General features: G+C 71.1%; 12 protein-coding genes. 5 read left to right on the forward strand and 7 right to left on the reverse strand.

All coding sequences use genetic code 11. The annotated features are described in order from the left end of the window. Nucleotides 1-18: 18 nt before the first annotated feature. From BJ964_RS17035 to BJ964_RS17045, 3 genes are all read left to right on the forward strand, one after another. Entirely contained in the window at nucleotides 19-1,242 is a 1,224-nt protein-coding gene (locus tag BJ964_RS17035) for an MFS transporter (RefSeq protein WP_188121574.1), read from the forward strand. A 148-nt stretch (nucleotides 1,243-1,390) separates the two neighbouring features. Then, the gene (gene argS, locus BJ964_RS17040; protein ID WP_188121575.1) at nucleotides 1,391-3,034 is read left to right on the forward strand and encodes an arginine--tRNA ligase; all 1,644 of its coding nucleotides are present in this window, start codon (nucleotides 1,391-1,393) and stop codon (nucleotides 3,032-3,034) included. Between the two features lie 104 nt (nucleotides 3,035-3,138). Beyond that, the gene (locus BJ964_RS17045; RefSeq protein ID WP_188121576.1) at nucleotides 3,139-4,923 is read left to right on the forward strand and encodes a bifunctional metallophosphatase/5'-nucleotidase; all 1,785 of its coding nucleotides are present in this window, start codon (nucleotides 3,139-3,141) and stop codon (nucleotides 4,921-4,923) included. Between the two features lie 30 nt (nucleotides 4,924-4,953). Here the strand turns inward: BJ964_RS17045 and BJ964_RS17050 are convergent, their stop codons facing one another. The 3 genes from BJ964_RS17050 to BJ964_RS17060 form a co-directional block, all read right to left on the reverse strand. Continuing rightward, the gene (locus BJ964_RS17050) at nucleotides 4,954-5,565 is read right to left on the reverse strand and encodes a hypothetical protein (protein WP_188121577.1); all 612 of its coding nucleotides are present in this window, start codon (nucleotides 5,563-5,565) and stop codon (nucleotides 4,954-4,956) included. A 106-nt stretch (nucleotides 5,566-5,671) separates the two neighbouring features. Then, nucleotides 5,672-7,123 carry a serine/threonine-protein kinase gene (locus BJ964_RS17055; protein ID WP_188121578.1) on the reverse strand — a complete coding sequence of 484 codons (1,452 nt, stop codon included), beginning with the start codon at nucleotides 7,121-7,123 and terminating at the stop codon, nucleotides 5,672-5,674. Between the two features lie 106 nt (nucleotides 7,124-7,229). Further along, nucleotides 7,230-7,619 (reverse strand): hypothetical protein, encoded by a 390-nt coding sequence (locus BJ964_RS17060; RefSeq protein ID WP_188121579.1) that lies wholly within the window; start codon nucleotides 7,617-7,619, stop codon nucleotides 7,230-7,232. Nucleotides 7,620-7,914: 295 nt separating this feature from the next. Between BJ964_RS17060 and BJ964_RS17065 the strand changes: the two genes are divergently transcribed. Further along, nucleotides 7,915-8,256 (forward strand): STAS domain-containing protein, encoded by a 342-nt coding sequence (locus BJ964_RS17065; protein WP_188121580.1) that lies wholly within the window; start codon nucleotides 7,915-7,917, stop codon nucleotides 8,254-8,256. Nucleotides 8,257-8,274: 18 nt separating this feature from the next. Here the strand turns inward: BJ964_RS17065 and surE are convergent, their stop codons facing one another. From surE to BJ964_RS17080, 3 genes are all read right to left on the reverse strand, one after another. Further along, nucleotides 8,275-9,108, reverse strand: a complete 834-nt coding sequence (surE, locus tag BJ964_RS17070; protein WP_188121581.1) for a 5'/3'-nucleotidase SurE — start codon at nucleotides 9,106-9,108, stop codon at nucleotides 8,275-8,277. 29 nt (nucleotides 9,109-9,137) lie between these two features. Next, entirely contained in the window at nucleotides 9,138-10,076 is a 939-nt protein-coding gene (locus tag BJ964_RS17075; RefSeq protein WP_229794943.1) for a 1-phosphofructokinase family hexose kinase, read from the reverse strand. 68 nt (nucleotides 10,077-10,144) lie between these two features. Further along, a complete protein-coding gene (locus BJ964_RS17080) occupies nucleotides 10,145-11,062 on the reverse strand; it encodes a cation diffusion facilitator family transporter (protein ID WP_188121582.1) in 918 nt (305 codons plus the stop codon). Between the two features lie 132 nt (nucleotides 11,063-11,194). Here BJ964_RS17080 and BJ964_RS17085 point away from each other — a divergent pair, with 132 nt between their 5' ends. Continuing rightward, nucleotides 11,195-12,121, forward strand: coding sequence for an SMP-30/gluconolactonase/LRE family protein (locus BJ964_RS17085; protein WP_188121583.1), 927 nt, complete (start codon nucleotides 11,195-11,197; stop codon nucleotides 12,119-12,121). Here the strand turns inward: BJ964_RS17085 and BJ964_RS17090 are convergent. Then, entirely contained in the window at nucleotides 12,118-14,241 is a 2,124-nt protein-coding gene (locus BJ964_RS17090; RefSeq protein WP_188121584.1) for a HelD family protein, read from the reverse strand. The genes BJ964_RS17085 and BJ964_RS17090 overlap by 4 nt on opposite strands. Nucleotides 14,242-14,248: the final 7 nt, after the last annotated feature.

The raw sequence follows: 14,248 nt of genomic DNA on the forward strand, positions 1-14,248 counted from the left end.
CAGTAGGGTGCTCACCTTGTGAGTCCCCTCGTCCAGACCCTCCTGCCCACCCGCCTCGGAACGAGTTTCCGCTGGCTGCTCGCGTCGTCCTGGACGACGAACCTCGGTGACGGCATCGGCGCCGCGGCCGGTCCGCTGCTGGTCGCCTCGCTCACCTCCGACGAGTTCCTGATCGCCCTGGCCGCCCTGACCACCTGGGCGCCGCCGCTGATCTGCGGTCTCTGGGCCGGTGTCCTCTCCGACCGGCACGACCGTCGCATGATCGTTCTGGCCGCCAACGCCTTCCGGGCCGTGGTCCTGCTGGTCATGATCGCCGCGCTGACCACCGGCCACCTGACGGTCGTGGCGGCGCTGACCGGCGTCGCGCTGATCAGCACGGCCGAGGTGTTCGCCGACAACACCACCGGCACGCTCACCCCGATGCTGGTGGACCGGGACGACCTGGCGCTGGCCAACGCCCGCCTCCAGACCGGCTTCATCACGTTCAACCAGCTGGCCGGGCCGTCGATCGGCGCCGCGCTGTTCACCCTGGGCCGGTCCTGGCCGCTGGTGTCCGAGGTGCTGCTGATCCTCGCCGGGATGCTGCTGGTGAGCCGGGTCAAGCTGCCGCCGCACGGCCGTACCGGCAGTCCGGACGTGCGCCGCGAGATCGTCGAGGGTTTCCGCTGGGTGCTGCACCACCCGCCGGTCCGTACCCTCTGCCTCACCATCCTGATCTTCAACCTGTCGTTCGGCGCCGCCTGGGCCGTGCTGGTGCTCTACGCCCGGGACCAGCTCGGGCTCGGCGACTTCGGGTTCGGCCTGATCACCACCGTCTCGGCGGTCGGCGGCCTGCTCGGCACCGCCCTGTACGGCTGGATCACCGCCCGGGTGAGCCTCGGCAACGTGATGCGGATCGGCCTGATCATCGAGACCCTGACCCACCTGATCCTGGCCGCGACCCGTTCACCGCTGGTGGCGCTGCCGGTGTTCTTCCTGTTCGGCGCGCACGCCTTCATCTGGAGCACCACCTCCACCACGGTCCGCCAGCGGGCCGTGCCGGAGCACCTCCAGGGCCGGGTCAACGCGGTCAACACCATCTGCGTGTACGCCGGTCTGGTCGCCGGGTCGGCGATCGGCGGACTGCTGGCCAAGCAGTACGACGTCGTCGCCCCGTTCTGGGCCGCGTTCGCCGCCTCGGCCGTCTTCCTGATCCTCCTCTGGCCGCAGATGACCCGGATCGCGCACGACGATCAGCTATAGTCCCGGCATGTCTTGCTTCAGCGTGCGACGCCGGCGTCCCGAGGGCCGCCGCTGAAGCTCTGCTTTCCTCCCGGCGGGTCGACACCCGCCGGCACTGGACAGCAGTGGTCGGTCCGACCCGCCTCCGCATCCGTCGAGAGGCCGGACCATGAATCTCGAATCACTCCTGCACGACCGGCTGGCGCCCGCCTTCGCGGCGGTCGCCGGCACACCGGTGGACCCGGCCGTCCGGTCCTCCCCGCACGCCGATCTCCAGTCCGGGGCGGCGCTCGCCCTGGCCGGGCGGCTGCACCGGCCACCGCGGGAGATCGCCGCCGAGGTGGCCGCCACCGCTGACCTGACCGGGATCGCCGAGGTCACCGTCTCCGGGCCGGGCTTTCTCAACCTGACCGTCGCCGACGGCTGGATCGCCGCGGCCCTGGACGCGATCGCCGACGATCCGCGGCTGGGCGTGCCGCCGGTGCCGGATCCGAAGAGGATCGTGATCGACTACTCCTCGCCGAACCTGGCCAAGGAGATGCACGTCGGCCACCTGCGGTCCACGATCATCGGCGACTCGCTGGCCCGGCTCCTCGACTGGCAGGGCCACGACGTGCACCGGGTCAACCACATCGGCGACTGGGGCACCCCGTTCGGCATGCTGCTCGAACACCTCGCCGAGGCGCCCGCCGGGACCGGGCACTCGCTCGCCGGTCTGACCGCCTTCTACCGGGCGGCCCGGGTGCGGTTCGACACCGACGAGGACTTCCGGACCCGGGCCCGGCTGCGGGTGGTGGCGTTGCAGAACGGCGACGGGCCGACCCGGGAGCTGTGGCGGCGGCTGGTCGCCCAGTCGGAGAAGGCGTTCCTGGGCGTCTACGACCGGCTCGGGGTCACCCTCGGGGCGGAGCACTTCGCCGGGGAGAGCACCTACCAGGACGAACTCGCCGGCATCGCTGCCGAACTGGCGGAGAAGGGCCTGCTGACCGAGAGCGACGGCGCCCTCTGCGCCTTCCCGGAGGGCTTCACCGGCCGGGACGGCGCGCCGCTCCCGCTGATCGTGCGTAAGTCCGACGGTGGATTCGGGTACGCCGCGACCGACCTCGCCGCACTTCGGCACCGGGTGTCCGATCTCGGCGCGGACGAGCTGCTCTACGTGGTCGGGTCACCGCAGCGGATCCACTTCCGGATGGTCTTCGCGGTGGCCCGGGCGGCCGGGTGGCTGCCTGCGACGGTCAGCGCCGAGCACATCGGGTTCGGCTCGATCCTGGGCGCCGACGGCAAGATGCTCAAGACCCGGGCCGGTGACACGGTCCGGCTTTCCGGGCTGCTCGACGAGGCGGACTCCCGGGCCACCGACCCGGCGCTGGGCATCGCCGCGATCAAGTACGCCGACCTCTCCGGGGACCGGCGGGGTGACTACGTCTTCGACTGGGACCGGATGCTCGCCTCGACCGGGAACACCGGACCGTACCTTCAGTTCGCGTACGCCCGGATCTGCTCCATCTCACGGAGGGCCGAAGGCGCGCCGGGACCGATCCGGATCACCGAGCCCGCGGAGCGGGCGCTCGCCCTCGCGCTGATGGGTTTCGAACCGGCGCTGACCGCGGCCGCCGGACCGCGGGAACCCCATCGGATCGCCACCTACCTGTACGACCTCGCCAGCACCTTCAGCCGGTTCTACGAGCAGTGCCGGGTGATCGACGCCGAACCGGAGACGCGGAGCAGCCGGCTGGCCCTCTGCGAGCTGACCGCACGGACCCTGCACACCGGAATGTTTCTCCTCGGTGTCGAGGCCCTCGACCAGATTTGATCACCACGCAATCCCCGATTCATCGACCGATCAGGTGATCGGCCGTTAGGGTGCTGGTTTCGGCGCCCACAAGGCGCGATCGATCCGATGTTGAGAGGTTCGCAATGACCCTTCCCACCGGCGTCTCGCGGCGGAGCGTCCTCGCCGCGTCGGCAGCCGCCACCGTCGCCGCGCCGCTCGTCTCCTCGTCAGGCGCGCAGGCCGGCGGCACGGCCGTGGAGAAGACCTACCGGCTCACCGTTCTGGGCACGTCGGACACCCACGGCAACGTCTACAACTGGGACTACTACAAGGACGCGGAGTACGACGACAGCGCCCACAACGACGTCGGCGTGGCCAAGCTGGCCGCGCTGGTGAACAAGCTGCGCGCCGAGGCGACCGGCCCGGTGCTGGTGCTGGACGCCGGCGACACCATCCAGGGCACCCCGCTGGCCACCTACTACGCCAAGCAGGAGCCGATCACCTCGACCGGTGAGAAGCACCCGATGGCCCGCGCCATGAACGTGCTGCACTACGACGCCGTCACGCTGGGCAACCACGAGTTCAACTACGGCCTCCCGCTGCTGAACCTGTGGATCCGGCAGCTCGGCTTCCCGGCCCTGGCCGCCAACGCGATCAGTGTGAAGACCGGAAGGCCGGCGTTCACGCCGTACGTCATCAAGAAGGTCTCGCTCGGCCGGCACGCGCCCACCCTGCGCGTCGGCATCCTGGGTCTCACCAACCCCGGCTCGGCGATCTGGGACCGGGCCAACGTCGAGGGCAAGCTCGAGTTCGCCGACATGATCGCCACGGCCGCCAAGTGGGTGCCGATCATGCGGGCCCGCGGCGCCGACGTCGTGCTGATCTCCGCGCACGGCGGCGACAGCGGCACCTCCAGCTACGGCCCTGAGCTGCCGAACGAGAACCCGACCGCGCTGATCGCCGAGCAGGTGCCCGGCATCGACGCGATCCTCTTCGGCCACGCGCACCGCGAGGTGCCGCAGCGGTTCGTCGCCAACCTGAAGACCGGCGAGCAGGTGCTGCTCTCCGAGCCGTCGAAGTGGGGCCAGCGGCTCACGAAGATGGACTTCGACATCACCCGCGTCAAGGGCCAGTGGAAGATCACCACGAAGGCCGCGACGTCGCTGAACACCAACACCGTCGAGGCCGACCCGAAGGTCCTCGCCGCGGTGCGCAGGCAGCACGAGAAGACGGTGACCTACGTCAACCAGGTCGTCGCCGCCTCGACGGTGGAGCTGTCCGCCGCCACCAGCCGGTACGAGGACACCCCGATCCTCGACTACATCAACAAGGTGCAGACCGACACCGTCACGGCGGCGCTGGCCGGTTCCGAGTACGCGAGCCTGCCGGTCCTGTCGATCGCCGCGCCGTTCAGCCGGACCGCGGTGTTCCCGCAGGGCGACGTCAAGATCAAGGACGTGGCCGGGCTCTACATCTACGACAACACCCTGGAAGCGGTCGTGCTGACCGGCGCCGAGGTGAAGGCGTACCTGGAGTACTCGGCGAAGTACTTCGTCACGCACGCGGCCGGTGCCCCGGTGAACCCGGAGACGATCAACGACCCGGCCGTGCCTGACTACAACTACGACGTGCTCTCCGGCGTCGACTACGACATCGACATCAGCAGGCCGGTCGGCAGCCGGATCACCCGCCTCCAGATCGGTGGGGTGGACGTCGCCGCCGACGCGCGGTTCGTGGTCGCGGTCAACAACTACCGGCGCTCCGGCGGCGGCAGCTTCCCGGGCATCGTGAAGACCCAGGTCTACAACGCGCAGCAGGAGATCCGCCAGCTGCTCATCGACTGGGCGCAGGCCAAGGGCCGGATCGACCCGGCCGACTTCTCGGTGCGGAACTGGCAGCTCGTCCGCGAGGGCGTGCCGGTCTTCTGATCGGGGGAGCGGGCCGGGTGACCGGCCCGCTCACTCCTCCTCCTGCCAGTTGCCGCGGGCGTCGGCCGCCACGTACATGCCGGTGCTCTTGCCGGTGGGCAGCTCGAACGTGCACAGATAGGTGCGCAGCCCCTCGGCGTTCCGGTCGCTCTCGCCCAGGCAGGCGACACCGGTGAACTCGCCGACCTCCTTGACGATCCGGCTGTCCGCGGCGAGGGTGTCCTGGAGAACCGTGGTGATCCGGTCCTCCTGATAGGCGTGGTAGGCCGGAACCGCGACGGTGACGGTCAGCGCCGCCCAGACGGCGGCGCCGCCCAGCACCGTCAGGCCGTAGGCGATCCAGTAGGGCGAGCGCTTCCGGCCGTACCCGCGGGCCTGGCCGGACCGCCGCAGCGCCGAGATGATGCCGAGCGCGCTGAGGAAGAACGTCCAGTACACCACCGGGCGCCAGGACGGCGCCTCCGGGCGGCCCGCCGCGTGCACCTCCCCGGGGAAGCGGACGAGCAGCTGGCCGTGCTTGTGACCGGTCGGGTCGACCGGCGGGGCGACCGGGGCCACCGGCGCCGGATCGGGTTCCGGCGGTCTGGCCCACGGCGGAGCGGTGGAGTACCGCCCCGGCTCCGGTGGAAGATGGACTGTCATCGTGCGGCGAACCTCTTCCCTAGCGGCCGGATGATTCTCCGCGCCGTCGGGATCATCGGCTGTGGTCCGCCCGAGTTGAGGATTAGTTGTTTTTCAGGTGCGGCGCTCAGCCGCCCGGGTTCACCGGCGGGTCGGTGACCGGATCCGTCGTCGGTGTCGTCGGCGGCGTGGTCGGTGGGGTGGTCGGCGGCGTGGTCGACGGGGTGGTCGTCGGGTCCGTGGGATCCGGCGACGACGACGATGCCGACGGCGAGGCCGCCGACGGGCTGGCCGAACGGCTCGACGACGTCTTCTTCGTCTTGTTCGGCCGGGAGCTGGTCTCCGAGGTCTCCACCGCGGACGGGGAGTCCTCCGCGCTCGGCGGCGGCGGGAGGATCGGGTCGGCCTGGTTGCCCTGGTTCTGTTTGCCGGTGCTGCCCTGGGCCGGCGGGTCACTCTTGAACGCGAACGCCACGCCGATACCGCCGGCCACCAGGAAGAGGGCCAGGATCGCGAACATCAGCAGACGCTGCGCCGGTGGCTGGGCCGCCTTGGAGCCCGGCCGGGAGAACGGGACCGGCGCCGGGACGGCACGCTGCATCGGCGCCGGCCGGGGTGTGGCCGGGCTGATCGGCGCGGTCGGGAACTGGCCCGTCCCCATGCGGGTGACCGGGAACTGCCCGGTGCCCATCCGGGCGGCCGGGCTGATCGGGGCGGCCAGGGTGGTGCCGGTGAGCCGTTTCCAGTCCATCGGCCCGGCCACGGCGAACGCCGCCTCGGCGAACTCGGCGGCGCTCTGGAACCGGTCGGCCGGCTGCTTCGCCATCGCCCGGGCGATCAGGTCACGAACCTCGTACGGAACGTGGTCGGGCAGGGGTTCCGCATCGTCCTCCAGGTGGCGCAGCGCCACCTGGAGAGCGTTGTCGCCGTCGAACGGCGGCACACCGGCGATGCAGTGGTAGGCCACCGCTCCCAGCGCGTAGATGTCGGTGGCCGGTGTCAGGTTGCCCTTGGCCACCTGCTCCGGCGCCATGTAGAGCGCGGTGCCGACGATCGCGTTGAGACCGGTGACGCTGGTCATCGCGTTCGACCGGGCCACGCCGAAGTCGACCAGGATCACCGCGCCGGACGGCTTCACGATCAGGTTGCCGGGCTTGACGTCGCGGTGGACGATCCCGTTCTCGTGGGCGGCGTGCAGCGCGTCGGCCGCCTGCGCCACGATCGACATGGTCTCGGCGACCCCGAGCGGGCCCTCCTTGACCCGGGCGGAGAGCGGCTCGCCCTCCACGAAGGCCATCACCAGATAGGCGACCTTCTCCGGGCCCTCGTAGTCGCCGTCGCTCGCGTAGTCGTAGACCTCGACCACGCCCGGGTGACGGAACGCCGCCATCATCCGGGCCTCGCCGTAGAAGCGGGCGGCGAACTCCGGGTCCTCCAGCATCGCGGTGCGCAGCACCTTGACCGCGACGGTCCGGCCCAGCACGACGTCGGTGCCGCGCCAGACGTCGCCCATCCCGCCGGTGGCGACGCGCTCGTCCAACCGGTAACGGTTGTCCAGGAGGTTTCCCGCGTTGAGCACCAGCGGACCTTATCTGTAGGAGTTCAAGCCGAATGCCGCTCAACTGTACAGAGCCGTGGCCTTTCGCGGGAGGTCGGCAAGGGCCTGCGGAAACGGCCCCGCCGGGTCACCTCTCGTCGGGCACCGGAGTCACCACGACGGCCGTCTCGGCCAGCTCGATCTCCTCGTTCTCGGCCTGCCGCTCCAGGGCGGCCCGCGCGGTGCTCGCGGCCACCCAACCGGCGGCGATGCCGACCAGGCCGACCGCGACGATCAGGCCCCAGGGGCGTCGCGCCCGCCGGCCGGCGAGGGCGCTCGCGGCCGCGTTGGCCCGCGCCCACGCCTCGTCGGTGACATAGGTCACTCGGTCACCGGCCTGTCCGGCCAGCTTCCGGCTCTTCCGCCCGGCCCGGCCGGCGGCGCGGCCGGCGCTGTCCCCGGCCGTGGACCACGCGCCCTGGAGATGCTCCCAGGCCTCCTCGGCGGTCTTCTCGGCCTGATTCTTCCTCGAGAACATCGTCTGCACCTCCGGTTGCACGGTCTTCCCGGGAGAGCTTGCCCAGGATCAACTCTGCGCAAACGTCCGCTGTGGACGCCATCACGGTTACAAAACGATTTGACTCCGCGCAGTAGGGTTGACCGGGTTCACACGAGCCACTCAGGTGACTAACAGGTTCGGCGCCTAACCTTTCGGGCAGTTTCTACCGAACCTTCCGGGGGGAGTCGTGCCGCCCTGTCCAGGGTCGGCGTGGCAGTTGCCCGCGTTTAAAGGAACAACGCCCGGAGCGACCGGGCGGGTGGAGGGAAGAGGCGTGACGCTGTCGATAACGACGTCGACGCTGGCCGACGGCGCGGTGGAGGTCTCCCCGCGAGGCGAGATCGATGTCGAGAACGCGTACGAGATCCGTGAGGCCGTGGCGGCTCAGCTGTCCTCCGGATCCCCTGCCCGGATCGAGCTCAACATGCGGCATGTGACCTTCATCGACTCGGTCGGCATCAGCGCCCTGGTGGCCGCGTTCCAGCTGGCCGGGGTCAGTGGGGTCAAGCTGGTGGTCACCCGGCCCAGCCGCTTCGCCCACCGGCAGCTCTGGGTCACCGGGCTGCTCGGCCTCTTCGGCAACCCACAGCCCTTCGACGAGACCGTCACCGCCTGACGCTCCCGCGGCGCCCGCTCAGAAGGCGGGCGTCTGCACCTGGACGGCGCCGACGTTGATCCGGACGTCGGCCTCGGCGGGCGCCCGGATCGGGGTGACCACGGCGAAGTTCTCGGCGAGCGCGGCCAGGTCGGTGCCGGGGTCCGGGGTCTCCTCGGCGGCCTGCACGGCGGTCCGGACATAGCCGTCACCCGCCTCGGCGATGCTCATCTGCACCTGGCCGAAACCCGCCAGGGTCGCCTGCCGTAGTCCGCGGATGCCGTCCACGTGCAGGTCCGGGACGTTCAGGTTGAAGATCGTGCCGGGCGGGGTGTGCAGCAGCGAGGGCAGCAGGCGGACCGCGAGGTCGGCCGCGCTGCCCCAGTGGTGCTGCTCGTCGTCGAGGTGGTCGAGAGCGGCGATGGCGGCGCCGCCGCTGGCCGCGGTGGCCGCCGCCGGGGTCAGCACGTCGAGCGAGACGGCCAGGCCGTGCAACCCGGCGTGCGAGGCGGTGAGGCAGGCCCCGACCGTGCCGGAGTGCACCACGGCGGCGCCCGCGTTGGCGCCCCGGTTGATGCCGGAGAGCACGATGTCCGGCGCCGGCCCGAAGGCGTCCCGCAGCGCCAGCAGGACGATGTAGGCGGGGGAGGCGGCCACCCCGTACGCCGGGATGTTCTTGATCCCGGCCAGCTCGCGCTGCTCCGAGACGATCTTTCCGTCCTTCACGACCGCGGTCATCGAGGCGCTGCTACCACTGGACTCGCTCAGCGGTGCGGCCACCACCACGTCGTACCCGGCGTGTGCCACCGCGTGCGCCAGCCAGCGGATCCCGGGTGCCTCGATGCCGTCGTCATTGGTGATCAAAATGCGCATTCGGGGTTGCTTGCCCGGTTGAGGGGTCATTATGCCTTCTCTATCGGGGTCAGCCGGACCCGCTCGGTGAGGACCCGGACCGCGTCCACGTGCCCGGTGCCGAGCCCGTGCCGGGTGACGTTCAGCGCCCCTGCCGCCGCCCCGGTACGTACAGCCTCCTCGATATGGCCCCCGTGGGCCAGAGTGGCGGCGACCCCGGCCGTCATCGAGTCCCCGGCGCCCCGGTGTTCGGCGGGGGTGAGCCGGGGCAGCGCCACCGTGTAGATCTCCCCGTCGAAGAGGGCCAGCGCGCCCTCGTCGGCCCGGGAGACCAGCACCGTCTCGGCGCCGTTCTCGTGCAGCTGGATGAGCGCCTTCACCAGCGATCCGGTGCTGCCGTCCGGTGCCATCCCGTCGGCGATCAGCTCCTCGTGGCTGATCTTGAGGACGGTGATGCCGGCCTCCAGCACCGCGGCCAGATGGCGGCTGCACAGGTCGGCGATCACCTTGCAGCCGTTCGACCGCAGATCGGCGGCGAGGCGGCCGTACACCTCGGGTTTGATCACCGAGGGATGGGCCGGGCCGCTCAGGATGGCGATGCCGGCCCGCAGGCCCTCGGCGAGGGTCAGGTTGTAGAGCTCGTCCAGCTCGTGCCGGGACAGGGGGGTGCCGGGACGCTCGGCGATCTCCTGGCGGCTGCCGCCCCGCCGGTCGTGCACGTACCAGCCGCTGCCGTGCTCGCGCATGACCAGCCGTAGCGTGACGCCGGGCAGCGCCAGCAGCGGGGCCAGAACCCGGCCCACCTCGCCGCCGGCCGCCGCGCAGAGCGTCACCCGGGCCCCGAGCGACGTGATCATCCGGGTCTGCCAGATGCCCTGGCCGCCCGGATGGACGTGCAGCTCGGGCTCGTCGTGGTGTTGTTCGATGGTCACCGTCAGCTGTGGGGCCGGCGCGAAGACCATGACTCGCCCGTCACTCATGTCTCGCATTGTTATCTTTTCGCGCATCCGGCGTGGCGGTTCGCAAAAAGTACAGATGAGGTTTAAAGCTCGAAGATTTACCAGCTGACCGGCGTGCAGTCCCGTGCCGCCCCGGCCGGCTCCACCTGGAGCGTGGCGTGGTCGATCCGGAAGTCCTCGTGCAGCGCCTCGCGCGCCGCGGTGAGCACCGTGCCCAGCTCCGCCTGCGGGTCCAGCCGCAGGTGCGCGGAGGCCACGTCCATGCCCTCGGTGAGCGTCCAGACGTGCAGGTCGTGCACGTCGCAGACGCCCGGCACGGCGGCCAGCCGCTCCCGGACCCGGGCCACGTCCAGGTGCTCGGGGGCGGCCTGGACCAGGATCCGGATCGCCGAGCGGCCCAGGGCGAAGGTGCGCGGCAGGATCATGAGGGCCACCAGGACGGCGACGATCGGGTCCGCGTACGCCCACCCGGTGCGCCAGATGATCAGCGCCGCCACGATGACCCCGGCCGACCCGAGCAGATCGCCGAGCACCTCCAGGTACGCCCCGCGCACCCCGATGTTCTCCTTGGCCCCCGAGCGCAGCAGCGCGAAGGCCACCAGGTTCGCCAGCAGGCCGCCGACCGCGACCAGCAGCATCCAGCCGGCCGGCACGTGCGGTGGATCGGTGAACCGCTGCACCGCCTGCACCAGGACGAACCCGGCCACCACGGTGAGCAGTGCCGCGTTGGCGAGCGCGGCCAGCACCTCCAGCCGGTAGAGCCCGTAGGTGCGGCGCGAGTCGGTGCCGGCCCGGTGCGCGGCGGTGATCGCGGCCAGGGTCATCGCGATCGCCAGCACGTCGGTGAACATGTGCCCGGCGTCGGAGAGCAGCGCCAGCGATCCGGTGATCCCGGCCGCGACCGCCTCGACGACCATGAAGACGGTCAGCAGTCCGGCCGCCCACCAGAGGCGCCGTCGATGCCCGGCCCCGCTGGTGAGCAGGTCCCGGGTTCCGTGGTCGTGGCCGGCTCCCATGTCGTTTACCCTCCGTCGTCCGGCAGGCCGCCGCTAATGTATGCGGACATTGCTATATATGCAAACGGTTGTGACCCCGGTGCCGTGCGATGAGAATCTCGATGACCCGTTCTGCATCGGAAAGGAAGTTTCGTGCTTCGACGTACCCTTGCGAACGTTCTCTGCCTCACCGCGTGTGCGGTGACCGTAACCGCCGCGCCCGCCTCGGCGGCCCTGACCAGCCCACTGCCCAGCACAATCACCCTGCCGAGCGGTTTCCAGCCGGAGGGGATCGCGATCGGCGGGAAGCCCTACGCCTACTTCGGCTCCCGCGTCGACGGCGACATCTACCGCGCCGACCTGCGGACCGGAGAAGGCGCCGTGTTCAGCGAGGGCCCGGGGACCGCCTCACTCGGCCTCAAGATCGACGGCGGCCGGCTCTTCGTGGCCGGCGGCGCGGGCGGCGACGCCCGGGTCATCGACCTGCGCACCGGCCGGGTCCTCAGGTCCTACCAGCTGCAACCGGTGGGCTCGAACACGTTCATCAACGACGTGATCGTCACCGAGGAGGCCGCCTGGTTCACCGACTCGCGCAACCTCGTGCTGTTCAAGGTGCTCCTCGGCCGGCACGGCAAACTGCCGGAGGCGGCCACCGCGGTCCCGCTCACCGGCGACATCGAGCTGCTGACCGGCAACAACGCCAACGGCATCAGCGAGACGCCGGACGGCCGCGGCCTGATCATCGTGCAGTCCAACACCGGATTCCTGTTCCGGGTCACCCACTCCGGCGTCACGTCACGCATCGACGTCGGAGACACGCTGCTCACCAACGGCGACGGCCTCTGGCTCCGCGGCCGCAGCCTCTACGTGGTGCAGAACCGGCTCAACCAGATCGCCGAGATCACGCTGAACCGGTCCGGGACGGCCGGGACCCCGGTGTCGGTGACCACCGACCCGGGCTTCGACGTGCCGACCACCATCGCCGAGTACCGCGAGCGCTTCTACCTGCCCAACGCCCGCTTCACCACCCCGCCGACCCCGGAGACCGCCTACGACGCGGTCTCCGTGCCGATTCCCTAGGGGAGCCAGCCGGGGCTCGTGCCCACGGTGGTCAGCCGCTGCGTCGCGCGGGACAGGGCCACGTAGAGGGTGCGGACCCCGGCCGGGTCGGTCGCGATCTGCGACGGCTCGACCAGCACGACCGCGTCGTACTCCATGCCCTTGGCCTCCAGCGCGGTCACCACCTGGACCCGCTCCGGCAGCCCGGCCACCCAGCCGGCCACCTCGTCGTGCCGCGGCACCGGCATGATCACGCCGATCGTGCCGTCCACCTCGGCGAGCTGCTTCTCGGTCAGCTCCCGCACCGCCTCCGGAAGACCGCCGATGGTCACCGACACATCGGCCGGTTCGACGCCGGTGCTGCGCACCGCGGAGGGCAACGGCAGATCCGGCATGATCGTACGGATGACGCGCGCCGCCACCTCGAAGATCTCCGACGAGTTCCGGTAGTTCGTGGTCAGCGCGTAGCTGTTGCGCGTGCGGGTGCCCAGCGCCCGTTCACGGGCCCGGTCCAGCTCGTCCAGGTCGCCGGACCACGCGGTCTGCGCCGGGTCGCCGACGATCGTCCAGGACGCGTACTGCCCGCGCCGCCCGATCATGCGCCACTGCATCGGCGTCACGTCCTGCGACTCGTCGACGACCACGTGCGCGAACTCCCGGTAGTCCTCCTCGCGCCGCACCTGCTGGGCGCGGGCCGCCGCCTGCCGGTCGGCGAACGTGCTGACCTCCTGGATCCCGTCCCGGACGTGGAACGGGTTCTTCGACTTCCGCTGCGGCTGCCGGGGACGGCCCATCAGCTCGTCCAGCTCGTCCAGCAGCGCCACGTCGGAGATCGTCGGCCCGTGCTCGCCCAGCGCGTCGAACGAGCCCTGCAACGCGGTGATCTCGTCCCGGGAGAGGAGCCCGTTCGCGTACGCCCGGAGCCGTCTCGGGTCGGCCAGCCAGCGCAGCACCCGCATCGGGGTGAACCGCGGCCACCACGCCTTCAGGAACTCCCGGAAGTCGGTGCGGTCGGCCAGCTCCGACTCGAACTCCTTCTTCTCCGGCAGCCCGCTCACCCGCGCCTCCCGGGCCTGCGCCCAGAGCGCGTCGAAGACCCGGTCGAAGCCGTGCCCGCGGACCTCGTTGCGCCGTGCCCCGCGTTGCAGCACCTTGCGCCGGATCTGGTCCAGCGCCTGCGCGTCCAGCCGCAGCAGCGTGCCCCGGTAGAGCAGGCGCAGCTCGGTCGGCGCCCCCGGCACCGCGTCGTGCGAGGCCCGCTCCAGCACCCGCCGCATCCGCAGCGAACCCTTGATCGCGGCCACCTCGCCGGAGTCGACCCGGGTGGCGTCGTAGCCGGGCACCAGCGAGCCGAGCGAGCGCAGCGTCGCCGTCTCCTCGCCGAGCGACGGCAGGACGGTCGCGATGTACTCCACGAAGACGCCCGACGGGCCCACCACCAGGATGCCGCCGCCCGCGAACCGGCTGCGGTCCGAGTACAGCAGGTAGGCCGCCCGGTGCAGTGCCACCGCGGTCTTTCCGGTGCCCGGTCCGCCGGTCACGATCGTCACACCGGAGGCGGGGGAGCGGATCGCCTCGTCCTGCTCGCGCTGGATGGTGGCGACGATGTCCCGCATCCCTCGGCCGGTCGCCTTCGCCAGGCTGGCCAGCAGCGCGCCGTCACCGACCACACGCATGCCGTCGGGGGCCGCGTCCGGATCGAGGAGGTCGTCCTCGATGCCGATGACCCTCTCCCGGCTGGACTGGATCATGCGGCGCCGGACCACGCCGAGCGGCTCCGCCGCGGTGGCCCGGTAGAACGCCGCCGCGGCCGGCGCCCGCCAGTCCACCACCAGCGGCTTCGAGCCGTCGTCCCGGATGCCCATCCGGCCCACGTAGTGGGTGGCGCCGGCCTTCAGGTCGAGTCGGCCGAAGACGAGCCCCTCGTACTCCGTGTCGAGGGCGTGCCGGCGGCGGGCCGCGTGAAAGACCATCGCGTCACGCTCCACCAGGGCCCCGAAGGTGCCCACCCCGGCCAGGCGGTAGCCCTCCTTCTCGGCACGGGAGGCGTCCCGGCGCAGTTCGACGAGGCGGGCGTAGACGCGGTCGACGTGCTGCTGCTCGACCGCGATCTCCTGTTGCAGGACGGTGGTGTCGCTCAAGTCCGCT

The sequence above is a fragment of the Actinoplanes lobatus genome, assembly GCF_014205215.1.
Taxonomy (GTDB): Bacteria; Actinomycetota; Actinomycetes; order Mycobacteriales; family Micromonosporaceae; genus Actinoplanes; species Actinoplanes lobatus.